20 protein-coding genes are annotated in these 26054 nt (G+C 58.7%); 10 read left to right on the top strand and 10 right to left on the bottom strand.

Annotation, left to right across the window (positions count from 1 at the left end):
- Positions 1-244 precede the first annotated feature (244 nt).
- Complete coding sequence (locus tag C4S68_RS05530; protein WP_103931936.1) at positions 245-1516, top strand: hypothetical protein; 1272 nt, start codon at positions 245-247, stop codon at positions 1514-1516.
- 189 nt (positions 1517-1705) lie between these two features.
- Here C4S68_RS05530 and C4S68_RS05525 read toward each other — a convergent pair whose 3' ends face one another.
- The 3 genes from C4S68_RS05525 to C4S68_RS05515 all read right to left on the bottom strand — a co-directional run bounded on the left by C4S68_RS05525 (position 1706) and on the right by C4S68_RS05515 (position 5506).
- Positions 1706-3565, bottom strand: coding sequence for a mechanosensitive ion channel family protein (locus C4S68_RS05525; RefSeq protein WP_235011376.1), 1860 nt, complete (start codon positions 3563-3565; stop codon positions 1706-1708).
- An 87-nt stretch (positions 3566-3652) separates the two neighbouring features.
- Complete coding sequence (locus C4S68_RS05520; RefSeq protein ID WP_103931935.1) at positions 3653-4480, bottom strand: pyrroline-5-carboxylate reductase; 828 nt, start codon at positions 4478-4480, stop codon at positions 3653-3655.
- Between the two features lie 267 nt (positions 4481-4747).
- A complete protein-coding gene (locus C4S68_RS05515; protein ID WP_235011375.1) occupies positions 4748-5506 on the bottom strand; it encodes a sensor histidine kinase in 759 nt (252 codons plus the stop codon).
- A 171-nt stretch (positions 5507-5677) separates the two neighbouring features.
- Here C4S68_RS05515 and C4S68_RS23535 point away from each other — a divergent pair, with 171 nt between their 5' ends.
- Positions 5678-5872, top strand: a complete 195-nt coding sequence (locus tag C4S68_RS23535) for a hypothetical protein (protein WP_235011374.1) — start codon at positions 5678-5680, stop codon at positions 5870-5872.
- Between the two features lie 10 nt (positions 5873-5882).
- Here C4S68_RS23535 and C4S68_RS05510 read toward each other — a convergent pair whose 3' ends face one another.
- On the bottom strand, positions 5883-7442 hold the full coding sequence (locus C4S68_RS05510; protein WP_103931933.1) for an ATPase domain-containing protein: 1560 nt from the start codon (positions 7440-7442) through the stop codon (positions 5883-5885).
- Positions 7443-7596: 154 nt separating this feature from the next.
- Positions 7597-7974 (bottom strand): helix-turn-helix domain-containing protein, encoded by a 378-nt coding sequence (locus tag C4S68_RS05505; RefSeq protein WP_200821474.1) that lies wholly within the window; start codon positions 7972-7974, stop codon positions 7597-7599.
- 284 nt (positions 7975-8258) lie between these two features.
- Here C4S68_RS05505 and C4S68_RS05500 point away from each other — a divergent pair, with 284 nt between their 5' ends.
- Positions 8259-9851 carry a sensor domain-containing phosphodiesterase gene (locus C4S68_RS05500; RefSeq protein WP_160115006.1) on the top strand — a complete coding sequence of 531 codons (1593 nt, stop codon included), beginning with the start codon at positions 8259-8261 and terminating at the stop codon, positions 9849-9851.
- Between the two features lie 236 nt (positions 9852-10087).
- On the opposite strand, the gene C4S68_RS05495 is transcribed toward C4S68_RS05500, so the two are convergent.
- Together C4S68_RS05495 and C4S68_RS05490 are read right to left on the bottom strand one after the other, a co-directional pair.
- Positions 10088-10387, bottom strand: coding sequence for a hypothetical protein (locus tag C4S68_RS05495; protein ID WP_146072025.1), 300 nt, complete (start codon positions 10385-10387; stop codon positions 10088-10090).
- A 253-nt stretch (positions 10388-10640) separates the two neighbouring features.
- Entirely contained in the window at positions 10641-10862 is a 222-nt protein-coding gene (locus C4S68_RS05490) for a hypothetical protein (protein ID WP_103931929.1), read from the bottom strand.
- A 118-nt stretch (positions 10863-10980) separates the two neighbouring features.
- Here C4S68_RS05490 and C4S68_RS23530 point away from each other — a divergent pair, with 118 nt between their 5' ends.
- On the top strand, positions 10981-11805 hold the full coding sequence (locus tag C4S68_RS23530) for a hypothetical protein (RefSeq protein WP_235011373.1): 825 nt from the start codon (positions 10981-10983) through the stop codon (positions 11803-11805).
- Positions 11806-11819: 14 nt separating this feature from the next.
- Positions 11820-12536, top strand: a complete 717-nt coding sequence (locus C4S68_RS23525; protein WP_235011372.1) for a TIM-barrel domain-containing protein — start codon at positions 11820-11822, stop codon at positions 12534-12536.
- Here C4S68_RS23525 and C4S68_RS05480 read toward each other — a convergent pair.
- Positions 12424-13113, bottom strand: coding sequence for a TetR/AcrR family transcriptional regulator (locus tag C4S68_RS05480; RefSeq protein ID WP_160115005.1), 690 nt, complete (start codon positions 13111-13113; stop codon positions 12424-12426). The two genes, C4S68_RS23525 and C4S68_RS05480, sit on opposite strands and share 113 nt — an antisense overlap.
- Before the next feature lie 462 nt (positions 13114-13575).
- Between C4S68_RS05480 and C4S68_RS05475 the strand changes: the two genes are divergently transcribed.
- The 4 genes from C4S68_RS05475 to C4S68_RS05460 are packed head-to-tail and all read left to right on the top strand — an operon-like array spanning position 13576 to position 22923.
- Positions 13576-14856 (top strand): efflux RND transporter periplasmic adaptor subunit, encoded by a 1281-nt coding sequence (locus C4S68_RS05475; protein WP_235011371.1) that lies wholly within the window; start codon positions 13576-13578, stop codon positions 14854-14856.
- Positions 14853-18293: an efflux RND transporter permease subunit gene (locus C4S68_RS05470; RefSeq protein WP_103931927.1), complete on the top strand. Its 3441-nt coding sequence runs from the start codon at positions 14853-14855 to the stop codon at positions 18291-18293. Before C4S68_RS05475 ends, C4S68_RS05470 begins: the two co-directional genes overlap by 4 nt.
- Positions 18290-21424, top strand: coding sequence for an efflux RND transporter permease subunit (locus C4S68_RS05465; RefSeq protein ID WP_103931926.1), 3135 nt, complete (start codon positions 18290-18292; stop codon positions 21422-21424). The genes C4S68_RS05470 and C4S68_RS05465 overlap by 4 nt, the downstream gene beginning before the upstream one ends.
- A complete protein-coding gene (locus C4S68_RS05460; protein WP_103931925.1) occupies positions 21421-22923 on the top strand; it encodes an efflux transporter outer membrane subunit in 1503 nt (500 codons plus the stop codon). The genes C4S68_RS05465 and C4S68_RS05460 overlap by 4 nt, the downstream gene beginning before the upstream one ends.
- Before the next feature lie 377 nt (positions 22924-23300).
- On the opposite strand, the gene C4S68_RS05455 is transcribed toward C4S68_RS05460, so the two are convergent.
- Positions 23301-23864: a YceI family protein gene (locus C4S68_RS05455; RefSeq protein WP_103931924.1), complete on the bottom strand. Its 564-nt coding sequence runs from the start codon at positions 23862-23864 to the stop codon at positions 23301-23303.
- A gap of 59 nt (positions 23865-23923) precedes the next feature.
- Positions 23924-25054, bottom strand: a complete 1131-nt coding sequence (locus C4S68_RS05450; RefSeq protein ID WP_103931923.1) for an NAD(P)/FAD-dependent oxidoreductase — start codon at positions 25052-25054, stop codon at positions 23924-23926.
- 213 nt (positions 25055-25267) lie between these two features.
- On the opposite strand from C4S68_RS05450, the gene C4S68_RS05445 reads away from it, so the two are divergent.
- Entirely contained in the window at positions 25268-26017 is a 750-nt protein-coding gene (locus tag C4S68_RS05445; RefSeq protein ID WP_146072024.1) for a hypothetical protein, read from the top strand.
- Positions 26018-26054: the final 37 nt, after the last annotated feature.

The raw sequence follows: 26054 nt of genomic DNA, 5'->3' as shown, positions 1-26054 counted from the left end.
TCATATAGCCTCCAGAATTTGTAGCTTGCCTGTCCGCTCTTTGAGTATCTGAGCGTGCGGTCGAATAGGCCGTTGGAAAGCCCGCCCGTTATAGGGGCCTGAACGGAGCCATGTGCAGCGCCTTGCGGCAAAGAGCCCCATTCTTATCTGTAAAGAGTCTTGTTTTGATGGGGTTGCAGGGGGCGATTCATGGAACGACACTTCCTCGCCATCGGTTCTATAATCCCGCTGGAGGCTTTCGCGCTTGCTCACCGACACTCTACGTTCCGGCAGCCCATACACGGACGAGGAGAAAGTCGCGGTTGAGGAGCAGCTGGAGCGCCTGCTCGCGAACCCCTACTTCAGCCACAGCCGACGGTTCCCGTCGTTCCTCCGCTACGTCACCGAGCACACGCTGGCGGGCGAGGCCGACCAGCTGAAGGAGCGGACGCTCGGAATCGAGATCTTCGGGAAGCCGCCAACCTACGACACTGCGACCGATCCCATCGTCCGCGTCACGGCGGCCGAAATTCGTAAGCGCATCGCGCAGTATTACCAGGATCCGGGGCATTCGCACGAGCTGAGAGTCTCGCTGCCGCCTGGCAGTTATGTCCCGGTCTTCACTCCCGCTCATCCGGAGGTTGAGGCGGTCGCCTCTTTGTCCGCTGACGTGGAGGAAGCACCATCGACCTCTCCCGGATCTGAGATTGACGGTCTTCCCGAAGCCAGGCGCGTCACGGCAAGCATGCGCTCCCGATCGATTCTGCTTGGCGGCTTGATACTGGCTGCCGGGCTGCTGGCGCTCGCCGGCTCTGGACTTTGGCGTATGTGGGTGGGCAGCAGCGCCACCGCTGAGGCGGAGTTCTGGCGTCCGGTCCTCAACTCCGCGGATCCGGTACTCATCTGTATTGCCGACCAGACGCAGTATTCCGCGATCACGCTGCGTGACGCGCAGGATCCCTCTAGGCAGGTCACGCTGAAAGACAACCTCACGGCTGTGGTCATCGACGACGTGAGCCCCATCGCCAAGATCGCCGGCGTCCTCGAAGCCAGTCACAAACACTACAGCCTGCTGGGCGAGGGCGTGACAACACTGTCGCAACTTCGCAGCGGGCCTTCCGTGATGGTCGGAGCCTTCGACAACACGTGGACTTTGCGGTTGCTGGCACCCTTGCGCTTTCATTTCGCGAATGATCCCGCGATGAACACATTCAGCATTGTGGATACGCAGTCGCCAACGCAGCAGAGGTGGGTGGTCCACCGGTCGCAGCAACTGGCCACGAATAACTATCGCGACTATGCGATCGTGGCGCGCTTTACGGACGTGACGACCGGGAAGCCGACCGTGGTCGCAGCCGGGATCGGCCGTGGTGGCACCATCAGCGCGGGCGAGTTTGTGACCAATGAGGAGCTGCTGCGAACCGCGCTGGCGCGCATTCCGAATCGCAGAAACAGCAACCTAGAAGTTGTGCTCAGCGCGGATATCATCGACGGCGAACCAGGCACCCCCAAGGTCGAGGCTGTTTATTTCTGGTAGCGGGAATAAGGTCAAGGCTTTGATGGAGTACCCCGCAGATCTTGACCAGCGTAGTTGGGCCAGGCGGTATCAAGCCCAGTGTTTCTAGGTGACTCGAATCTCTCTCGCTGGGCGCCTGCAGGGTAGTCTCCCTTGACCTCGGTCCATCCCGTTCCCGGCCCATCGTCGAGTTGACCCGCAGAGTGGTCCCTATTTACCGGAAGGCCCAGGTTGGCGTAGTACATCGAGGACTCTTTGGAAGAGCCTGTTGCGCATCTCCGCACGCTCGGAGGCCCGCGTGACGTACCGCACCAGTACATCCACGCCGGAACCTGAGGGGCGCACGTTGACGGTGGCTTCTGCGGTGAATTGGCCGAGTCCGTCCGACCGGGAGCCGCGTTTCCACTCCTGTTCGGCGATCACTGCATCCTTTTCGGTTGCCTCGATCACCGTCTTATGGATGTCTTCAATCATGGAGTAAGTGTCTTCACCTGCAGGCACACTCACCGAGAGCTCATCCCACATCCACTGGCCGGAGGTGGAGAAGTTGAAGAACTGGCCACGGATCGCGAAGCTGTTGATGAAGGTCACGCGGCGTCCTGTGGGGTGCCCGGTATCGGTCCAGTTGCCAGTCTCGAGCAGCGTGGTGCGGAACAGGCCGATCTCCGTCACCTCGCCGCCGACGCCGTTGATCTCTACCCAGTCGCCAACGTGGATGCCATGTTTGCCCATGAGCACAAACCAGCCGAAGAAGGCGAGGATGAAGTCCTGCAGGACGACGGTAAGGCCAGCGGTGGCAAGGCCGAGGATCGTGGGCATCTGCTGTGGGGAGCCGAAGACGACCAACGCCACCAGAAGCACCCCGAGGATCTGCAGCGAGAGCCGGGACACCGCGCGAAGCGTCAGCATCTGGCGGCGGTCGAGGTTTGGCCACGCCATCAACCGGACGAGCAGAGCATCGCACAGCAGCATCACGATAACAATGATCGCGATCCAGCTCAGCGAGCCCAGGATCAGGTGCATCACGATACGGTGCTGCAGGAGGACCTGGCTGGCCCACTTGCCGTAGACCGTTGCCAGTTGCTGCTCGGTCTGGATGCGGTCGTCGTAGATGCTGAGGAGCTGACGTTGCGCGCCACGTTCCTTGATGGACGCGAGTCGCGTGGCGTGGTCTGCGCTATCCGGTGCGAGGCCGGGTTGCGAGACCGCGTTGGCTTTGGTCTGCAAGGCGTTATGCGCGGCGGTCAGCGTGGCCACATCGGCTTGCGCCTGCTGCTGTGCCTGCTGGATGAGTCCGTACCGCGAACGCTGACTGTTCCACGCTCCGACCAGCGCGGAAAGTGTCGCATAGCTCTTGGCCGAGAGCACGGCGACCTGTTTTCCGGCAGTCTGCCCGCTGTCGTAGCTCTTCATCGCGGCTTCGTGCTCTTGCAGTTCACTTTGGATCTGCGCACGATCGTCGCCTGAGGCCCGTGCGAGATCCTCTTGAGCATCATTCAACTGGTCGGTGTCGAGTCCGAGTTGCGCTTTGGCGATGTCCAGGTCGTCCTGCGTATCCTGCACCAAAGAGCCGTCGTTCGATTTGTTCGGGTTGGCTGTCGAGGGTGAGAAGAGGTTCACCTGGTCCTTGTCGCTTTTCACCAAGGCCTGCAACTGTGAGACTCGTTGTGACAGCGCGAGCGCATTGCCCGTCAGAACGCTGTGCTGCACGCGTACGGTCGCCTCCCGAAGAGCTGAAGCGAAAGCCTGATCCACTTCATGATCGGCCAGTCGCTCGGCGTCCTGCGCGAACTCGGCCTCTTCGTTTGAGACCGCCAGGGGAGCGAGAGCAGACGCCGTCTGCCAGGGACGAAGATCGACCAACGAGTTCTGGCTAGAGGCAAGCCTGCCGGATGCCGTATTGCGGAGAAAGGGAAGGTGCTCCATGGCATCGCGCGTTGTCCAGGAGAAGACCAGACACGCGATCAAGGTCCCCAGCATTACGAGGAGAACGGTGGTGCGTACGCGGCCAAGCATCGGGGGATGGAGGGTGCCGGATGGTGCGGGGGGCGTTGAAGACGGGACAGCCATGTCTCATTGTCCCAAATTGGAAAGCAGCCGACTCGGGGAATGCGGCGAGCCATCATTACGAGTGAGCCTGCCTTGAACTAAGGCTAGTCATGAACCGGCTTCACGTCTCCGGGGAAGCTGGGTGTCCAAGGTTGCGTGACCGTGGATGCGGTCCAGGATCAGATCGAGCGCGGCTTGGATCTGGTTGCCCCATCCTGCAGCTCGCAACTCGCGCCATGCTTGCTCATTGAGACCTCCGGGAGTCGAGTAGTCCCTGCTGAGGCTAGTGAAAGACTCTTCGGGATGCGTCTTCGAGGCTCTTGCGAGATTCGAGAACAGCTCCGCCACGAAGGCTCGGGATGCTTTGGGCTGGAAACCACCGTCGATCAGCCAGTCGTCCACCGCACTCATCATGCCGAAGTACGTACCCATCAGTGAGGTGACAGCGCTGATCAGGTCGAGATGGGCCTCGTTTTCAAGCCGGATCAGGACACCCAAACCGTCGAGCAACTGTGCGATCGCCTCCGACCGGGTGTAAAGCGCCAGCGGACCTTGACGTTCGGCAATGGGGGGAAGCGGAACGGCTCGGGAAATCTCCGTGGCAGGCGCTACCAGCGGCGACAACTGCTCGACGGAGAAGGTGGCGATCAGGCTCAGGATGTGCTGGTTCTTCCGGAAACGAAGCTCTCGAAGAACCAGTTCGGTGACCTGCGGTCGAACCGCAAGGACAACGATCTCGCTGCCATCTATGACAGCCTGGTTGTCAGTAGCGACGCTGACGTTGGGATAGCGTAACGCGAGCCGGTTCGCGATCACGTGGTTTCTTGGAGAAAGCAGAATCTGGGCGCGACGGTCGTCGAATGCGCAGAGGCCGTCGGTCAGGGCCTCGGCAATGCTGCCCACCCCGAGAATGCCGATCTTTGGCAACGTCGTCATCGCGAGAAAACCAGCAGGCGCGCGCCGCTCTCGAGAGGGCGCCACACCGCAAAGTACGTTGGCTCGCGCGATTCTTTCTTGCTATTGGGACGCCCGACGGACGCTTCTGACTGCTGAACGAATCTTGCCATCCTCGCTACAGCATAGCTGGCTTCTCCGGAAGATCCAGAACGGAATCGCTTTTGTGATGCCATCCGAGGAGACGGAACCGAACTCGTCTGAGGGATGGACGGTCGCAACCGCACGTATCAGTTCGGACCTGCAGACCTACGTCGGCATCAAGATGGAGAAGACTGTGCCGGAGCGGCTCATCCGAGTGCAGCTGTAAACCTGCATGGACCACCCGTTTTTCTTCGCGATCTCATCGCTGACCCATAGCCCGAGGCCTGTGCCGGTCTCCCCCTTCGTAGTGATGAATGGCTCAAAGATCGTTGAAAGAATCTCCGGCGGTATGCCATGGCCCGTGTCCGCGATGGAGAGACGCGCTTTCGGATTACCGTTTCTCGTCGTCACGGAGAGGCGAAGACGGAGTATACCTCCATGGCGCATCGCGTCGAGTGCGTTGCCGACGATGTTAGCGATTACCTGGCGCAGCTCTCCGGGGCTCGCGAGGATGGAGAGGGAACTCACGCGCACTTCTTTTTCGACAACGATCTTCGCGGCAACCAGCCGAGAGTGATAAAGCGCGAGCACTGAGTCCACCACCTCGACGAGATCCACTTGAGTGGGCTGATTCGGCTCACGGTAGAAGCGCAACGTGTGCTTTGTGATCTCGGCGACGCGAGCCAGTTCCTGCTCAGCTTCCATCAGGTATCGCTGAGCTTCTTCAGAATGTGTCTCAGTCCGGACGAGGTAGAGCAGGTTGGTCAGGGCCTCCAGCGGATTGTTGATCTCATGCGCAATGCTGGCGGCGAGCCGACCGGTGACAGCGAGTTTTTCTGAGCGGCGAAGCGCCTCCTGTGCGCGCTCGAACTGTTGCATCTGGTCGCGGATCTGATACTGACGAGCACGTCCTCTGAGTGCCATGTCAAGCGTGCTAACGAGTATCTCCGGCCGCAGAGGACGTTCAAGAAGCAAGACGTTGCCCAAAGGCTGACGTAGCGTCCGGAGTCGTTCGCTCTCCGCAGTCACCCGCCCCCCCGCGACAAGAATCAGTAGAGGGAAGTCGGACCAGGAGGGCTGGCGCGAGAGAACGGGTTGCAGCAGGTCGATCGAGTTTCCACGAAAGGCTTCTTCCGTCACAATGGCGGCGCCCGCGCCTGCGGCAATCTCATGGCAGAGTTCAGCTATGGAACCAACCACGTGGCATGGCTTCTCGAGCTTATCCAGGAAGCTCGCCATCAATTGAGCATCTCTGCCAACTGGGGCGAGAATGATGGTACGAGTTTCTAGCACCGACTTGTCACTTGCCGGAATCAGAGGGTGTCTCTTTTCCACTCTTGCCGATGTAGGTGGGATTCCCGGTGAGAACGCCTTCGAACTCGTCAAGGGGCGGTCCCACCTTGATCGTGCCCTCGCCGAGCACAAGTTCGCGAATCGTACGTTCGTGGGGGCCGCTGCGCTTCTTCAACACGGAGATGGCATTCCGGATGGCGCCGGCCCGCTCGAAGTAGCGAAAAAGAAGCACAGTATCGGCAAGGTAGCTGACATCAATGGGGGAGCTGGTCGTGCCGATAAATCCATGCTGCGCCAGGGTGAGCAGCGTGGCGATGCCTTGCTGACCAAGGTAGGCAAGCAGCTCGTGCAACTGCATGGCTAGGAATTGCTCATGCGGCATCGCATTGAGGAAGCCGTTCATGCTGTCGATCACCACCATTCGCAGTCCATCGTCGTCGACCATCCTCCGAATGCGCGAAACGAATTCGCCAGGAGAAAGTTCGGCAGGATCTATCTGATGCATCTCCAGCTTGCCAGTACAGATCAGCTCCGTAGGGTCCATGCCAAGATGTTTCCCGCGGTCGATCAGCGTGCTCAGAGACTCGTCGAACGTGAAGATGACAGCCTTCTCTCCTCGCTGTGCAGAGGTGTAGGCGTAGCGCAGCGCGATAGTAGACTTACCGCAGCCAGCGGGACCAATGAGCAGCGAGCTGGTTCCAGAGTCAAGGCCACCCTGCAGAAGATCGTCGAGCTCGGGTAGTCCGCTGAGTATCGGATTGCGCTTGAAGCCTGGCATGTGCTCGGACGCGATGAGGCGAGGGTAGGTAGCAAGGCCGCCCGTTCGAATTGTGTAGTCGTGATAGCCCTCTCGGAAGTGCGAGCCGCGCAGCTTATGGACCTCGAGTCGGCGACGCTTGATGCCGAAGTCACGTTCCAGGCTCTGCATCTTGATCACACCATGTGCGATGCTTTGCAGCTGGAGATCGTTGGAGTCGCCCTCTGCGGTGCGGTCGTCGAGCAGCAGCACGGTGCAGTTGCGACCTGCGAAGTAACGCTTGAGCGCAAGGATCTGGCGACGGTACTTTAGGGGATCCCGCGCGAGCATACGGAACTCAGAGAGGGAATCGAAGACGACCCGCCGCGGATCAACGAACTCAATCTGCTTCAGGATCGCGGTGATCGTGTCCGCGAGCTCGACCTCAGACGGGTGGAAGACGGTGTACTGCGCCTCAGGGCTGAGATCCTCATCCGAAGGGATCATCTCGTAGATGGTGATGGGCGTAATGTCCCAGCCATGAGAACGTGCAACCTGTTCGAGTTCGATCTTCGACTCGGAGAGCGTGACGTAAATCCCCTTTTCTCCGGCCCGCGCACCTTCGAGCAGGAACTGGAGCGCCAGGGTCGTCTTGCCGGTACCTGGGTCCCCTTCGATAAGATATAAATGGCCCCTGGGAATTCCACCATTCAGGATGTCATCGAGACCCTCGATGCCTGTCAGGAGACGTACTTCGGAGTTGTCCGGTTCGAGAGTACTGGCGGCTGTAATGTTGTCGGTCCTGTCGTTTTCGCTGAACGTTTGGAACATGAAAAGTGCTCCGTGCAAATCACTATTCCAGATGGCGCGAATTATTTTGATTGTCCCAAAGATGCAGGGGTTGCTCGCGCGGAACTCCTTAGGCGGGTCAGTACGGGATCGCGCACGCAGGATGTCTTGCGAACTTACCGGCGCCGCACGAAGGCTACGGGTGTGAGCCCATGCCCGAAGCGGATCGACGACGCAGAGCGGGCTCCTTCCCAGAGGTGCGAGGTCGCAGCTTACGATGATAGGGACCGTAGAAACGGTTCTTGTCCATGCCGCTGGGTCTCTCCGCCCAAAGTCGTGCCAATCGAGGCATCACCTGCGCCAGTTCATCGAGCAGTTCGCTGCCTCGCGGCGTCAGCTCATAGTTGAGGCCCACGCGCACCAGCAGTTCGTCTCCGAGTTCCGAACGCAGGCGTTCCAGCGTCCGGCTCATCTCGGATCGGCTGAGATGGATGCGCTCCGCTGCCCGAGTCACATTGCGCTCACGATCGATGAAGTTGTCGAGCCGGGCACAGCTGAGATCCGTTGGGCGCACTCTATGCGCCACGGCATTGAATCAGGCGATCCTCCGGCGCTGTCCGGAGAGGGATGTAGTCTGATCGAAATGTTGCTACGCAGATCCTTGATATATGCAGGATCGACGAAGCGCGTTTCATGAGCATTTAATCTGAGAACATCATGACCTGCTCTGCCAATAGGGGCCCCTGCTCGAATTGCTTCCGAGAAGCCGGCTGTTCATCACGGAACCAGGTTTCGACAAGAAGGCTGCGACAGGCAGATACTGTACCCGACGGGGGCAGACGAGGTTCTCCGATGAACATGAGTGGTGAACAGGTACGCGCGGGGCTAAGCGCCGATGAGTTCGTTCCTTTCTTTCAGCCCGTAGTGAAGCTTCATACAGGCGATGTTTCGGGGGTCGAGGTCCTCGCCCGATGGAAGCACGCGACTCTTGGTATCGTGCCTCCCGGAGCATTCATTGCGACCGCGGAACAGGAAGGCCTGATTGGCGAGCTGACCGCTGTATTGATGAGGAAAGCCTTCACTGCCGGCAGAGCGCTGCCCGATCCGCAATGGCTGGCCATCAATATCTCACCGCACCTGTTGCATGACCTGGCGCTTCCAAAATGCATACGCGAGGCAGCCGAAGCGGCTGCCTTCCCACTAAATCGAGTCGTGATCGAGATTACGGAGAGTGCCTTGGTGGAGAACCTTGAGCATGCGCAAACGATCTCGAGGGAGCTCAAAGCGCAAGGATGCCGCCTGGCGCTTGATGATTTCGGTACCGGCTACTCCAGCCTGCTTCATCTGCAGTCCCTACCCTTTGACGAGCTGAAAGTCGACCGTAGCTTCGTCGGCTCGATGATGGAACGGCGGGAGAGCCGAAAGATCGTATCAGCCGTCGTAGGTCTCGGGCAGAGCCTGGGTTTGGGGACCATTGCCGAGGGTGTCGAGACCGAGGAGCAGGCGGAGATGCTGCTACTGCTCGGCTGCGAAATGGGGCAGGGATGGCTCTTCGGCAGACCCGTTCCCGCAGAACAACTGAGCGAAGCAACTAGCGCGCGGACGCCTGTCAGGTTGCGCCTCAGCTCCAGCTTCTGGCGGGATATATCCCACAACTCTCCTCCCGGCCAAAGGCTCTCCCATCTGCAGGCACTCTATGATGGTGCTCCCGTCGGCCTTGCCTTCTTGAGCCCCGACTTGCGGTACGTCAGCATCAACCAGCAACTTGCGGAGATGAACGCTGCGCCCATTCACGAGCACCTGGGCCACCTCGTCAGCGAGATGATTCCGGATGTGTACGCACAGCTTGAACCGCACCTGCTGCGCGCTCGGGCTGGTGATCCCGTTACTGCGGTGGAGATCGCGGCGCCGGTACGCGATACAGGGCACAACCAGACATTTCTGGTGTCCTATCTCCCCGCGTTCGATGAAGCTGGAGAAGTGGTGGGGATCTCCGTCGCAGTCGTGGATATCACATTCCGTAAGCGAGCGGAAGCGGCGCTGCGGGAGAGCGAAGATCACTACAGGCACATGGTGGAGTTGAACCCGCAGATCCCGTGGGTGCTCGACGATAAGGGAATGGCCACCATGATCAGTCCGCGCTGGAAGCAGATCACAGGCATGAACGAAGAGGAGTATCGCGGGCGTGGATTCATCAACGCGCTTCACCCTGCCGATCAGACGCGCGTCGTGGAAGCGATCGAACATTCCTTACACACCGGGGATCCGATCAATGTGGAATGCCGCGTCCGGACATCCGGCGGAGACTGGCGCTGGATCCATTCGCGTGGCGCTCCGCGGCGGGACGAGACGGGAAAGATCATCCGGTGGTACGGCAGTGCGGACGACATCGACTCCCAGAAGCGGCTTGAAGAAGAACTGCGGAGGCGAGTCGGCGAAGGAAACCTCTGACCATCAGACGTTTCCTGACCGTACACATCTCTGGTGGCTCGAATGCCGGTGATTCAGCGTATCGAGGAGTAGCGACAAACGCCGATTGGATGGATAGATTCGCTTCTCGTTCCCCGGGCTCAATGGTTGCATCGGCTTGTTTTCGACAGTTGAGAACGCCCTGCATATCTTTCCAGGAAGCTAACTTCTCGTTACCTGAAGCAACACAAGTTACATCCATTGGCAGCTGCCGTAAGTCACGCGCGTCCGATTCCGATCTTCACTCTTGATGTTGCCCAGGGCATATAGGGCTTGTCGTCAAGGAGTGCATTGATTGCATCGTCCATCGCGCAGGCATACCCCTGTTTCTGGTTGGTGAGAATGATAAGGGTGCGGTCTTTGGGCGAGGCTTTTATACGCAGCGCTTGATGGTGATGGTCCAAGACTCTTCGACGCAGGAGCGTGTCGTTATTGTTGTAGGCGTTGTGGGTACCTGCCGGAAAACTGAGGTGTTCCAGCGCACGAAGGTTCATCCAGGTATCGCCGTCGTTCTTCACCGTCTTCCCATCCACACCTGGTAGCCGCTCGTTTCGTGGAGCAGGTCGTCAACCAGGATGTTGCGTACAAGATTCTCTCCAGCGCGGGGAGGCCGTGAGCCGAGTGGCGCACTCAGAGATGGAGCTCTTCAGAGGCGGCCCTAAGGCTTGATCGTGAAAAACGTCACTGAAACCTTAGCGTGAGTTCGGTCAGAACCTCTGCCCCGATTCGAACCGGCCTTCGGGAGGCCTATGTCTTGCCGCGCCCGATGCGCTACCTGATGACATCTCGATTGACAAGCAGTTCCAGAGTCTCGAGGCCTGCATCTTCCCCGTTCAGCCGGAGACTCTCACAGGCCCACAGGCCGGTGAAGGCGCCCAACAAGACAACTGTCTTGGAAAGGTCGATCAGCTTCTCCACGAACAGCTTGATCTGCTCCGGCGAGAGTATGGTAGGGATTCGGGAACGCTTTGCGCTCTCGCGGACATAGCGCATCGGTTTGGAGCTTACCCACTCCCGACGCTGTCCGTGGCTGTATCTGATCTAATCGCTTCTGTCGTTGATCTGCGTGCGGATAGGTGGGCGCGATTTCCCCTCGGATCAGGAGCACTATATGGGACGATCGCAGCACCTGTGGTTCACGACCTTTCTGGTTGGCTTTTTCTTGTGTCTTGGACCCGCGAATGTGGCTTCGGCGCAGCAGGTAGTACTTACCCGCGCGAATGCGACAGTTGTGCTCGAGGGTTTCGCTCCAAATATCGTCCGTGTGACGATGGGCCTTGATCGCAACTTCGCCCTTCGTAGTCCGGGGGGCGTTACTGCGCTGCCCAACGCTGCAGGTTGGACTCACTCCCGAAGTGACAACGGAGACGATCTCTATCGCTCGAGCAGCATGGCGCTTCGCGTGTCGCCCGAGTCTCACTGGACCCCCAGCGGAACGCAGGCCGACATCGCACGATACTTCAACGGTTCGACAGCCGGGGTAGGCATCGCGGTGGACACGCCGGACGGAAGGCAGATCTTCCACTTGAATGGTTGGGAGATGTCCGTGCCGGATCGGAAAGATGGCGACGCGGATGTGCTGCGGGATCGACGCGACGGGTACGATCCCTTCTTTCGTGTGGGCGCGACCTTTGCGGCTCCCGACGACGAGCATTACTACGGCCTGGGCCAGAATCAGCAGGGGTTTCTCGATCTCCGTGGCCATTCCCTCGAATGCGAGCACGACTACATTGCGGCTGCGGGGCCAAGCGTTTGCGTGCCCTTCGTGGTGACAAACAAGGGCTACGCCATCGTTTGGGACAATCCTTCGAAGACCCGTGTGGACTTTGCATTTGATGGACAGACACGCTGGACCTCGCAGGTAGGCCAGCGTGTCTCCTTTTTCGTGATTGTGGGCAAGACGTACGACGAGCTGTACGAGGACATCGTCTGCTGACCGGTGACGTTCCCATGCTGCCGAAGGCTGCGTACGGCTACATCCAATCGAAGCAGCGCTATGCTTCGCAGCAGGAGATCCTCGACGTGGCGCGGGGCTATCGCGCGCGTCACTTGCCCGCGGACGTGATGGTGGTGAACTGGTTTTACTTCACGAAGATGGGGCAGATGGATATGGACCCATTGCGTTGGCCGGACCCGAAGGCGATGAACGCGGAGCTGCACAAGATGGGCTTCGAGAGCATGATCAGCGTCTGGCCACGCTTCGTCCCGGAAGACCGCTATTACCAGACGTTGCTCGAGCGCGGATGGTTCGAACATCTGGCAGATGGGACGCCCACCATGGGACTGCCCTATGACCGTGCGGGCTCGGAGATCGACACCACCAATCCCAACGCAGCGCGCTGGTACTGGGATCGCATCCGTGAGAACTTCATCGCGAAGGGATTTGACTCCATTTGGGCCGACGAGACCGAGCCTGATCTTCCTCCTAATGGAAGCTATCTCACTGTCGGACCAGGCACGGAGTACTTCAACGTCTATCCATACTTCCATACCAAAGCCATCTACGATGGCTTCCGCCTCCGCGCCGACTCGACCTTGGCGGGCTTTGCGGATTCTAAGGCTTCTTGGGGTGTCTTGCTCTATTGCTCACCTTCTTCGTTCCAGGCGGTGGGTGACTGTGTCCGATCCCTACCAGGGCATCGAAGATGTTTTCGAATACCTGCTTAGCAATCGCCGAAGAGATCAACATAGGACTGAATTGCTTTTCGAGGATCAGGGCGCTCGGAATGCCTCGTAGAACAGCCAGGGCCACGAGGTCTCGCTCCCGCGTCTCGTCTGTAGAGAAGCCCTTTCCAGCGAGCATAGCCCGGCTGGTGTCCTCATAAGCAAGTTGATAAAGATCCCGCATCCGTTGCAGGGAGTCTTTGTTGCGTAGCGCGAGGAGCTTGAACTCCAGCATAAGAATGGGCCAGCTTTCATCTTGTAGCGCGCCAAGAAAGAGCTGCTTGACTGCGGCCCGCCGCGGGTCGATGTTCATCCCTTCTGAAGCACGAAGAAATTCATCCCGCCTGCCCTTGACCTTCTTCTCAATCAGAGCAAAGAAGATATCTTCTTTGCTCCGAAAATGTGCATACACGGCGCCTTTTGTGCGGCCAGCTTCCGCTGCGATGGTCTCTATCTGGGCGCGCTCATAGCCGTCACGAACGAAGACTCTCTCGGCTGCCTCCAACAGGCCGCGCAGTGTGGCCGCAGTTCTTGCCTGATGCTTGTTGATTTCAGCTGCAGGGATTGCGGTCTTCATCATTACCTCGGTCAGCGATCTGTTTGGCTGCGAGAGCGACAAACCAGGCAATCTCTCGTGTGGACAGAAGCGGCAGTGACGAGGCGAGTTGCAAGTGAGTGCCGCTATAAATCCGCTGTTTTCGACTCTCGCGAGAAAATTGCATCCGTACGCGTATCCATCTATTCTAATCGACAGTCGGGTTCAGGGAGGACGTCTGATGGCGTGTTTTTCGAAGTCTCTCGTAGTAGCCGTTCCTTCCGCATGCTCGGTTTCGATCGCCCCGCAGGGCCTTCAGGAGACTCGATGCGAGGCGAAGTTTTCTGGTCGACGCGGACGATGTCACGTTTCGAACGAGCGGAGGCGCGCCATCACAAATCCACAAGGAACTGCTGAAGCACGAACCGAAACGGGCTGCATGAGCTGAGCAGCGTGGAGTCACGGGAAGGGAGCGATCCGCCCGAAGATTGATGAAGAGGACAAGCCTTGGAACAGAACGAAAACACCACCAGTACTCCCGAGCTATCGACGACGCCTTCAGCGGGAGGCCATCCGCTGCCGCAGGACGCTCAGGGGCCGGCAACTTCGAAGCGACGCATTTGGCCGTGGATCCTTGCGTTGTTGGTTGGGGCGGTTGTCATCGTCGCTGTCATCAGCGGCGTAAGGAAAGGGAGGGCTGACGCTGCCAATAATGTCGAACCACCGCGCATTGCGACGATCAAGACCGCAACGGCCCGCGTCGGATCGATCGGATACTACGTTCAGGCAATCGGCACCGTAACTCCTCTCGCGACGGTCAACCTGTACAGCCAGGTCAGCGGTCGCGTGATGGCCGTGCACTATGTCGAAGGGCAGATGGTGCATCGGGGTGAACCACTCATCGACGTCGATCCACGTCCGTATGAAGCTCAGCTGAAAGAGGCGCAAGGTACGCTCCAGCGCGACCGCGGCGTGCTGGCACAGGCAGAGATGGACCTCACGCGCTACAAGGATGCGTCTGCACAACAGGCCATATCCCGACAGACCTACGAAGACCAGGTCCAAACCGTCGAGCAGGACCGGGGAACTGTCCAGAACGATATTGGGCAGGTCGAGTATGCGCAGGTTCAACTCAGCTACTGTCACCTGTCGTCTCCCATCGATGGCCGTGTCGGACTTCGCCTTGTCGACCCGGGTAACGTCATCTTCTCCGGAGGCTCGAATCCGCTGGTTGTCGTTACGCAACTGGAGCCGATCACCGTCGTCTTCAACGTGGCGGAGGATGATCTGAATCAGGTGCGAAACGAGATTCTGCATCGGGGTTCGCTGGTCGTTGATGCGTTCGATCGGTCTCAACAGGTGAAGCTGGCGACGGGCAAGTTACTTACCCTCGATAACCAGATAGACACGACCACCGGCACCGTTCGATTCCGAGGGCAGTTTGCCAACACTGACCTGCGGCTTTATCCCAATCAATTCGTAAACGCCAGGCTACTGGTGAAGACGCTGCAAAACGCGATACTCCTGCCAACCGCAGCGGTGCAACACAACGGCACGCAAGCCTTTGTCTACATTGTGTCTGGAAACACGGTCAAGTTGCGCAACGTCGATGAGTTGACCAACGAAGACCAGGTCGCGGCCGTGACAGGTGTGAACCCGGGAGAGGTCGTTCCGATCACTGGCTTCGATAAGTTGCAGGATGGTGCCAAGGTCATCGTCGAGGGAGCTGCTCCCGTCCAGCCAACAGGAGGAAATGCCGACGGCGGTCCGTCCGGGGGGAGCCGGTGAAACCTTCCCGGATCTTCATTCTGCGGCCGATCGCCACCATCCTCTTGATGGCGGCCATTCTCATCATCGGCGTGGTGGCATACACAACGCTTCCGATTTCAGCGCTTCCGGAGGCTGACTACCCGACGATCCAGGTCCTGACGTTTTATCCCGGCGCAAGTCCGCAGGTGATGAGCTCTGCCGTCACCGCGCCGCTCGAACGCCAGTTCGGCCAGGTCGCCGGTCTTACGCAGATGACTTCGACCAGCTCCGACAGCAGCTCGGTCATTGTGCTGCAGTTCTCGCTCGACCTCAACATCGATGTGGCGGAGCAGGAGGTGCAAGCTGCGATTAACTCCGCACAGGGATATCTGCCCACTGATCTTCCTGTGCCACCGGTGTATAGCAAGTCGAATCCAGCCGATGCACCTATCCTTACGCTTGCGCTTACCTCGAACACCCTTCCACTCTCGAAGGTCGAAGATCTGGTCGATTCGCGCCTCGCGCCCAAGATTTCCCAACTGAATGGTGTTGGGCTAGTCACGATCAGCGGCGGCCAGAAACCGGCCGTTCGCATCCAGACGAACCCGGTCGCATTGGCGTCCTACGGCGTCAATCTCGAGGATCTGCGGACCGCGCTTGCAAGTACATCCGTCAACACCGCCAAGGGCAGCTTCGATGGCCCGACGCAGAACTTTCAGATCAATGCGAATGACCAGCTGATTACAAGTGCTGGCTACAAAGATGTAGTAGTGGCGTATAAGAACGGCGCGCCTGTGATGTTGACTGACGTGGCCAAGATCCAGGACGGCATCGAGAACTCGAAGCTTGCGGCCTGGATGAACCAGACGCCAGCCGTTATCCTCAACATCCAGCGCCAGCCAGGTGCCAACACCATCGCTGTCGTCGAAGCTGTGGAGAAGCTCCTTCCGAAACTTCAGGAAGGGCTGCCGGCCTCGATCAAGCTGCAGGTGCTGACCGACCGTAGCAACACGATTCGCGCGTCGGTCTCGGACGTGGAGTTCGAGCTGATCCTGACCATCGGGTTGGTCATCCTGGTGATCTTCGTCTTTTTGCGCAGTGTGAAGGCGACGCTTATCCCGGCCGTGGCCGTGCCGCTCTCGCTGATCGGAAGCTTCTCCGTGATGCATCTGCTCGGCTACAGCCTGAACAACCTGACCCTGATGGCGTTTACCATCTCGACCGGCTTCGTCGTCGACGACGCGATCGTCATGATCGAAAATATCTCGCGCTATCTCGAAGAAGGGATGGGGCCAATTGAAGCGGCACTCCAGGGGGCGGATCAGATTGGTTTCACCATCATCTCGCTCACCGTTTCGTTGATCGCTGTGCTGATCCCGCTCCTCTTCATGGGGGACGTTGTAGGGCGGTTGTTCCGCGAGTTTGCTGTCACGCTCAGTGTGACGATCCTGATATCGGCGGCTGTCTCGCTGACGCTCACCCCGATGATGAGTTCGCGTCTGCTGCGGCATACTCCGGAAGACCAGCAGGGGCGCTTTTATCGCTGGACCGAAGACCTCTTCAAGCGCATCATCGCAGCCTACGGGCGCAGCCTCAAATGGGTGCTGCAGTATGAGGCCGCTACGTTACTCGTTGCTGCCGCGTTGCTCGCGTTGACCATCTTCCAGTATGTCGAAATCCCGAAGGGGTTCTTTCCCACCCAGGATACCGGCATCATTCAGGGCATCACGCAGGCGCCTGAGTCCATTTCGTTTCCGGCCATGTCGCACAAGCAGCAGCAGCTCGCCGAGGTCATCCTCAAGGACCCCGCCGTCGCAAGCCTCTCCTCGTTCATCGGGGCTGATGGTGTGAATACCACGCTGAACAGCGGGCGCATTCAGATCAATCTCAAGCCTGTCGCCGAACGTCATCTCACGGCTACCGAGGTCATTGACCGGCTGCAAAAGCGCGCCGACCAAATCCCAGGAGTCCACCTTTATCTACAGCCTATCCAGGATCTCACTGTGGACGATCGCGTGAGCCGGACGCAGTACCAGTACACCCTGGAGGACGCAGACGCGACCGAGCTCGACGCATGGACCGCGAAGATGCTGACCGAACTACGGAAGCTTCCGCAGATTACCGAGGTCGCCACAGACCAGCAGAACAACGGCGTCAGCATTCAGCTGAACTATGACCGCCCTACCGCTTCGCGTCTCAAGATCACGCCCGATCAGATCGACTCGACTCTGTATGACGCCTTCGGTCAACGGCAGATCAGCACCCTCTACACGCAGTCCAACCAGTACCACGTGATTCTCGAGACGTTGCCGGAGTTTCAGGGGAGCCCGCAGAAGCTCAAGGACATCTACATCCAGGGTGCAAGCAGCTCTGGTTCCAGCTCGAGCGCTCAGAGCACATCCGGCCGGACCTCCTCTGCCTCCAACGGCACCGTGGCCACACTGACTCCCTCGTCGAGTAGCGGGCTCAGTTCGTCTACACCAGCCAATGCCCTTACCACCACCACAGGCACGACCAGCAGCGTCTCCTCGAACAGCGCGAGCCTGGGCACAGCGAGTTCGAGCTCCAGCTCGCTTTCCTCTTCCACGCCAACTACCTCGCTCGCGTCTTCGAATTCGACTCAGAGCTCGTCGAGCGGACAGAGCAGCAATGGTTCTTCCGGATCAGGATCGTCGGGCTCAACGCCTTCGCTCGCAACCCCCGTTCCGCTCTCCGCGATCAGCAGCTTTACCACCACTCCTTCGCCCCTGACCATCAGCCATCAGGGCCAGTTTCCTGTCGTGACGATCTCGTTCAATGTGGCACCAGGCTACTCCCTTAGCCAGGCAGTGGATGCGGTCGAGAAGACCAAAGACCGGCTGAAGATGCCTGCAAGTGTCGACGGTAGCTTGCAGGGAACTGCTGCAGCCTATAAGACGATCGGCGGCAACGAAGCCTGGTTGATCCTTGCCGCGTTGGTCGCTGTCTATATCGTGTTGGGAGTTCTCTACGAAAGCTTTATTCACCCCATTACGATTCTCTCCACGCTCCCTTCCGCCGGGGTCGGTGCACTGCTCGCGCTTCGGCTCTTCCATCAGGACCTTGACGTGATTGCCATCATCGGAATCATCCTGCTGATCGGAATCGTCAAGAAGAACGGCATCATGATCGTGGACTTCGCTCTCGATGCGGAACGTCATCGTGGCATGAACGCTGAAGATGCCATCTTCGAGGCGTCACTGCTGCGCTTCCGTCCCATCCTGATGACCACGCTTTGCGCGCTTTTTGCAGGCATCCCGTTGGCCTTCGGCTCAGGGATAGGTTCGGAGCTGCGGCGGCCTCTTGGAATTGCGATGGTTGGCGGTCTGCTGGTTAGCCAGATCCTTACGCTCTACACCACACCGGTTATCTATGTCTTCTTCGATGGCCTTGCACGACGTTTCTTCCCCACACCAAAGCACACGTTCACGCAGGTCCGCCCGGTGGAGCTGCCATGAACTTCTCGGCCATCTTCATCAAGCGACCCGTCGCTACCATCCTGATGGTTGTCGCAATATTGATAGCCGGAGCCATCGGCTTCCGGGGCTTGCCGGTTGCATCGCTTCCGCAGGTTGACTTCGCGACCATCACCGTTGCAGCGGCCCTTCCAGGCGCTAGTCCCGAGGTCATGGCCTCCTCGGTCGCGACACCGTTGGAGCGGCAGTTCGGCCACATTGCGGGGGTCACACAGATGACCTCCGCAAGTACCCTCGGCACGACCAGCATCACGCTGCAGTTCGATTACAGCCGGGATGTTGATGGCGCAGCACGCGACGTACAAGCGGCCATCAATGCCGCACGCACATACCTGCCTGCAAACCTGCCCTCCAACCCAACCTACAGGAAAGTAAACTCTGCTGCCTTTCCGGCCGCGGTGCTTTACATGACATCGCCCATCCATACCAAGGGCGAGCTGTTCGATACAGCTGCATCGATCGTCCAGCAGAAGCTTTCGCAGCTTCCGGGCGTAGGTCAGGTACAGGTAGTCGGCGGATCTCTGCCCGCCGTGCGGATCGATCTCAATCCGCAGCAGCTCAACAGCTATGGCATTGGCACCACCGACGTCGCGCAGGTCCTCTCTCAGCAGAACTCGAACCGCCCCAAAGGGCAGATCAGCGACGACTACACCACCGCCGATATCAACGCCAACGATCAGATCCGCCTGGCGAAGGACTACGCTCCTCTGGTGATCGGGACGAACCAGGACACAGGCGCCATCGTCCGCCTGCAGGATGTAGCGGAAGTGTCCGACTCTGTGCAGACGACTCGCTCGGCTGGATACGCGAATGGTCAACCCTGCGTGGTTCTGGTGGTCTACCGCCTTCCGAACGCCAACGTCATCAACGTCGTCAACAGCATCAGGAAGGCGCTTCCTGGAATCAGCGCATCGATACCTGTCGCCGACAAAATAGACGTCGCCATCGACACCACGACCACCATCCGGGCTTCGGTCTTCGATGTCGAGCGCACGATGATTTTGTCGATCCTCCTCGTCGTCGCTGTCGTCTTCATCTTCCTTCGCAGCCCCCAGGCAACGTTGATTCCAGCCGTTGCCGTAACCGCATCTCTGGTCGGCACCTTTGCCGGCATGTACCTGCTCGGATATAGCGTCAACAATCTCTCGCTGATGGCCCTTACGGTCTCGACCGGCTTTGTGGTCGATGACGCCATCGTTGTCATGGAGAACATCACCCGCTTCATCGAAGAAGGTTTGCCACCGTGGGAGGCTTCTCTCAAGGGGGCACAGGAAGTCAGCTTTACGGTGCTCTCGATGAGCCTATCGCTGATCGCTGTCTTCGTTCCACTCCTCTTCATGGGGGGCTTGATCGGCCGTCTCTTCCACGAGTTTGCGATGACGCTCTGCATCTCCATCGCAATCTCGATGGTCGTGTCGCTTAGCGTGACTCCGATGATGTGCGTCTACTTGTTGAAGCCTGCGGGACGCGAAGAGCACGGGCGCTTCTATCGCCTCAGCGAGGGCGCATTTGAAGCGCTTCTCCGTGGATACCGACAGTCGCTCACATGGACGCTCAAACATCCAATTCTCGTGGTGCTGAGCTTCGTCGCGACGCTTGTCCTCAACGTCGTCCTTCTGATCTTTGTCCCGAAGGGTCTGTTCCCCATGCAGGATACGGGCCTCGTCTTCGGTGGCCTTCAGGGGTCGCAGGATGCCTCGTTTCACTCAATGCGAGACTCGCTCCTCGACGTGCAGCGAACCATCAAAGCTGATCCTGCGGTGCAGACGGTGGTGGGCTTCACTGGAGGCGGCGGTGGTGCCAGCAACACTGCGTTTGTCTTTCTCTCCCTCAAGCCGCGCAATCAGCGCGATGTGACTGCAAGCCAGGTCGTAGATCGCGTGCGGCCCAAACTCGCCGCTTTGACCGGAGCGTCGACCTATCTCCAGGCAGCTCAGGATCTCGGGGTAGGAGGACGGCAAAGCAATGCACAGTACCAATACCAGTTGTCGGGGGACACCGTCGACGACCTCGCAACCTGGGGGCCGGCACTCTACAAGCAGATGCTGCAGATGCCGCAGCTGAAGGATGTCACTACCGATCAGCAAAACGGTGGCCTTCAGATGTTGTTGAACTATGACCGGGCCACCGCTGCGCGGTTCGGGGTCACGCCGCAGCTCATCAATCAGTCTCTGTACAACGAGTTCGGTGAGGCCCAGGTATCGACCATCTACACGTCGCTCAATCAGTACTACGTTGTGCTGGAGGCCGCACCGCAGTTCTATCGCGATCCGGCAACGCTGAGCTCCACGTATGTCCATGTGTCGGGCAAGAAGGTCGTGCCCCTGCAGGCCTTTGCGACCGCACATGCGGCGACTTCGCCGCTCGCGGTGAATCACTCCTCGTTCTTTCCTTCGGTAACGATCTCCTTCAATCTTGCCCCCGGCACTTCGCTCGGTCAGGCAACTACGGCGATCAACCAGATGCAGCAGCGTATTGGGACGCCTGCTTCTGTGCGTGGGCAATTCGCTGGAACCGCGCAGGCATTCCTCGCGTCCTTGTCGACGGAGCCGATGCTCATCATCGCCGCTCTCCTCTCGATCTACATCGTCCTGGGCGTGCTGTACGAGAGCTTCGTTCATCCCATCACGATCCTCACAACGCTACCGTCTGCGGGCGTCGGCGCCATCTTTGCTCTGCTGGTCTTTCATAGTGAATTCGATGTGATCTCAGTGATTGGAATCTTCCTGCTGATCGGAATCGTCAAGAAGAACGCAATCCTGATGATCGACTTTGCCCTGCTCGCCGAGCGCGAACAAGGCATGAGCACCGAAGACTCGATCTTTGAGGCCGCCATGCTGCGTTTTCGGCCCATTATCATGACCACGTTCGCAGCTTTTTTCGGTGCGTTGCCACTTGCGGTGGGCACGGGCACTGGCTCCGAACTGCGTCGCCCGCTCGGCATTGCAATCTGCGGTGGGCTTCTCTTCAGCCAGATTCTGACTCTCTACACAACCCCGGTTATCTATCTCTACTTCGATCACTTCAGCCAATGGATCAAGCGTCGGCGTGGCCTTCCCAATGCCACGAAATCCCTCGCAGGGAGCCGTCCCGCCAGTCAGGAAACAGCATGAACGTCTTCCCCATAACATCCCGGCTTGTCACGCGCGTCTTGCTCAGCACTCTCACGGTCTTGGCGTCCTCGCTGCTCCTCGAAGGGTGTGTCGTCGGCCCACGTTACGTTGCACCTGTAACCCAGGCACCCCCTGCCTTCAAAGAGGCTGCCCCGCAACAGTCTTCCGACGGCACCACGTGGATCCCGGCTACACCGCAGGACGCGACTCTGCGGGGCAACTGGTGGGAACTCTACCAGGAGCCCGAACTTAACGCGCTTGAGGAAAAGCTCAACACATCGAACCAGAGCATCGCGCAGTCGTTCCAGAACTTCATGGCGGCGCGGGCACAGGTGAAGCAGGCGCGCGCTGCATACTATCCAACCGTCACGGTCGGGCCTTCGTATACACGAGGCCGTACCTCAGGTAATGAGACCTCGCAAGCGACTGGCGTCAACGCAAACAGCAATGAATTCGATCTGCCCTTCAATGTCTCCTGGGAGCCTGATGTCTGGGGACGCATTCGCAACAGCGTCCGGGAGTACGCGAATGCTGCCCAGGTAAGTGCCGCCGACCTCGCTAACGTCCGTCTCAGTCAACAGGCAAACCTTGCGCAGTATTACTTCGAACTGCGCGGACAGGATGGCCTGATCGGCCTCTACGACAAGACCGTCGTGGCGTATCAGGAGAATCTCAGGCTCACGCAGGTACGCAGCAGGACAGGCGTCGATACGGAGCAATCGGTTGCCCAGGCGCAGCTCAACCTGAAGAATGCCATCGCTGCCCGGACCAACCTCCGTATCGCTCGCGCGCAATATGAGCACGCGATCGCTCTGCTCACGGGGCAGGCTGCCTCCTCGTTTTCCATGCCAGTCCGCCCGCTGACAACGAGCGTTCCGGTCATCCCGATCGGCGTGCCCTCGCAGCTTCTCCAACGCCGGCCTGACATTGCGGCGGCAGAACGAACGATGGCCCAGGCTAACGCCCTCATTGGCGTCCAGACCGCAGCCTACTATCCAACGTTCAACATCGGTGGCGATCTAGGCCTCGAAAGTTCGAGGATCGGGCACCTATTCACTTGGCCGAGCCGCTTTTTCTCACTAGGTCCATCTGCGTCCGAGACGCTCTTCGATGGAGGCCTTCGCAGAGGGCTCGTGGACCAATACAAAGCTCAGTACGAAGCCGATGCTGCTGCTTATCGCCAGACTGTATTGACAGCGTTCCAGCAGACTGAAGATGAGCTAGCGGCAGAACGGCTGCTTGGCCAGCAGCGGCGAGAGCAGCAGGAGGCCATCGACGCCGCTCAGCGCTACTACGACCTTTCCAAGATCCGCTACACGACCGGTGTCGATACCTACCTCAATGTCTTTACCGCGGAGGCGAGCCTGCTAAGCGACCAAGAGACCGGCATCACGCTGTACGTCCAGCAGATGACAAGCAGCGTTCAGCTCATCGAAGCCCTGGGCGGCGGGTGGGACACTTCACAACTTCCCACTGAAAAATCCGTATCAGGGAAGTAGGATCTTTATCATCGCGCTAGGCTAACAATCCGACTGTTATAAGACATCGTCCAGGTCATGCCCGACGCATTCCATAAGCCAGCTGATCTAGCGCACGCGATGAAGATACTTAGTAACACCGCCTGACCACCAGTCCGGCGCGAAGGCGCACCGGAACCCCGCGCGTGGTTCCGAAACCAACGAATCCATTTCCCCCTGACGGCGGATCGTGGATTGAATGGGGCCAATAACTGCTTCAGGGGATCCAAGACGACCTGGACAAGCTTGATGCCTCATCGTTCGTCTGAAGCAGAATGGCTAGGTCCGAATTCGAGAGTCTTCATCCTGAAGCGATTGATCTTTGCGATATCGGTCTTGACTTTCATGACATGTCGAACTTACTTGGACTCCGTCCCTACCAAGGTGAGATCGATTGCAACGTCATTGTCGGCCTTCCAGATGAGGAAGCTCGGATTCTTGAGACCCCACTGGACGTATGGAACATTGAATTGAGCCTTTGCCACGATGGCTGATCCTGCAATATGTATCTGCGTCGGAATCGTGATGTCGTGTTCCATGCCCAGCAAGGTGAACGTACCGCTTACCTGGATTGTGGAGTCACCTGAGGCGGGGATCATGCCGCGATATGTCTTTGGCGCGAAAGACACCGTGGCGAATTGATCAACCTTGAGGATGTCCTTATTCATCTTCTTGTCGCGGCTCGCGTTTCCCGTGTTACCACTGCCAGCTACGACAGTAACCAGTCCCGAAATTTGGGAAGCAGCGCGATCAAAATTGATCGATCCGGATTGGACATGAAACGTTCCGTTCACGACCTCGTGGGTCGTGTTCAATCTCATTTTGACCTCACTCGCATCCGGATTGACGGTGAAGGTCTGATGTTGAGCGAATGCTGCAGGGGAAAGAATGCACACGAGAGGCGCAAGAGCGAAGAACTTCATTTGATTTCTCCTTCGGACGATCGTTGCTCCCGAGCCTGACTTCTGCCGACGCTCGTCTTCTAGTTTGCGAATGCCTGAGGAACAGGAGCTGCCGGCTGCGTTACGCGCGTCAGCCTGGCCGTTACACGCATCGCTCCAGGCCAAACTCTCAAGCAAAATGGCAGGATGGCGCGCGCGAGGGGGTTGTTCAATCCGTTCGCCGCCGCCTCGGCGAGCCGCATTTGCGGAAGCATCGCGGACCGAAGTTTCGCTTGAAAGGCCGGGGCCGATTCCGACGCGATGAAAGATGCGACAGCGCGGCGCGCAGTATGCAGTGCGATGGATATGCCATCCCCGGTGAAAGAGGGAATCACGGCGGCTTGATCTCCAATACAGTAAAGCCCTTCATCGGTTGTGCGGCGCAGGAATCCGTACGGGATGTGGGTGATGGCGATAGGCTTATCGAGCTGGGGTTCTGCTCCGGCTAGCCGCATCGCAAGGTGAGGACAGTCCTGTTGCATCCTTGCGATGAGCCCCTCCCAGCGCAGCCCCGCCCGAGCGAAATAAGGCTGTTTGACGACGCAGCAAAAGTTCGCGAGGCCTTCTTCTACGGGCTGGATACCGCCGTAGCCCCCGGAGTAAAGGGTCAACTCCGAAGCTCCCTTCAGTTCAGCGGTTTGCGCCGGAGACAGCTGGTAATACATCTTAAAGGCTACCCATTGGTGAGGGTCCTTGGGCCGCCCGTGTCCACGCAGGTCGTGTTTGCCGGTCGCGAGGAAGGCCGTTGGAGCTTCGAAGCTCGTCCCGTCTTCAAGCGTCGCCTGCCAAAGACCAGTAGTCTTGCGGTCGAGCGATTTAACACTCTGACCGCGTACAACCCGGACGCCAGCAGTGATAGTCCCGGCGATAAGCGCAGTGTCGAGCGATTTGCGTGTGAGTGAGGCGGCCTTAAACGGTAAGGGAGCCTCAGCGGCTCGTCTTGCTGCCGCTAATCGAACATATTCCAGCGGAACCGCCCCTAGCGTGGACACGTCTATCCCGAGGGCGTGGAGATCCTCTAAGGCTTCTCCGCTCAGGAACTCTCCACACACCTTATGGCGCGGGGTGGTCTCGCGTTCAAACAACGTGACGGCCCGTCCATTGCGGGCGAGTGCGATAGCGGCTGCACACCCTGCTACTCCCCCGCCAACAATCAGCACTTCGTTCTTCAACTCGATCTCTCCTGGCCCTGAGGACACGCTCACCCTTAAGCTATCCCGTTTGTCTTGTAGCCGACTGTATCTAGTAGACGGCTTCAAGATGGTTGGGCATGACATTCTGGCCGAAACGTCATTTTGCTCCAGATCAGCCCGGTTCATGGAAACCGTCTAATGTTCAAGGGGCGGTGTGTTTCGATGAGATGGAGTCGCGCTTCGGTCGTTGTGATGGCGGTGTTCCTGCGGGCCACATCGGCGTTCGCGGAGCCCATCCCTGTCAGACACATTCAACGGCCGCTTCACCGATTTATGGTGGCGCGCTCTGAAGATGGAAAAACGATTGCAAGCGGTGAGTTCACGCAGGTTGTGGAAGGCTCTCAAGTCTCGATGCGTCTGACCTATCGCTTTGTCGATGGCTCGGTTGATGATGAGGAGACAACGTACAACCAGAGCGGCACGTTTCGGTTAGTGCGGAACCATCACATACAGAAGGGCCCCTTCTTTGCGAAGCCTGTCGATTTTACGGTGGAGGTCCCGACGGGCACAGTCACCTTCCGAACTACTGACAAGCATGGCAGAAATCACGACTACACCAGACACATGACTTTGCCGGCTGATTTGGCCGACGGAATGGTCGGAACGTTGTTGCTGAATGTGCCTCGCAACACAGCACCCTTTCGGGTGGGAATGCTCGCTCCAGTTGGAGGAGGACGTTTGGTTGAACTCGAAATCTCGCCCCAGAGCGACCAAACGGTTCAGCTGGCAGGACAAACCTTTCCTGCGACTGTGTTTCGCGTTCATCCGGTGTTGGGCAGCTTTGTGAGTCTGTTTGCCCGGATGATCGGCCTCCAGCCGAAGGATGTGACGGTCTGGATCTTGGAGGGAGAAGACCCTGCGGTGGCGGTAGTCGTTGGACAGCTCGGCGGTTACGGGCCTGTCGTCAGCTCTGACCTGGTAGGAACCGACTTCGCGAGATAGGGGATTCCGCTTCTCCCAGGGGAGATGGACGTTGCTC

Source organism: Bryocella elongata (genome assembly GCF_900108185.1).
In the GTDB taxonomy this organism is placed as follows: Bacteria; Acidobacteriota; Terriglobia; order Terriglobales; family Acidobacteriaceae; genus Granulicella; species Granulicella elongata.
The sequence above is the reverse complement of the archived record's forward strand: the minus strand, read 5'-3'. Positions and strand labels throughout refer to the sequence as shown.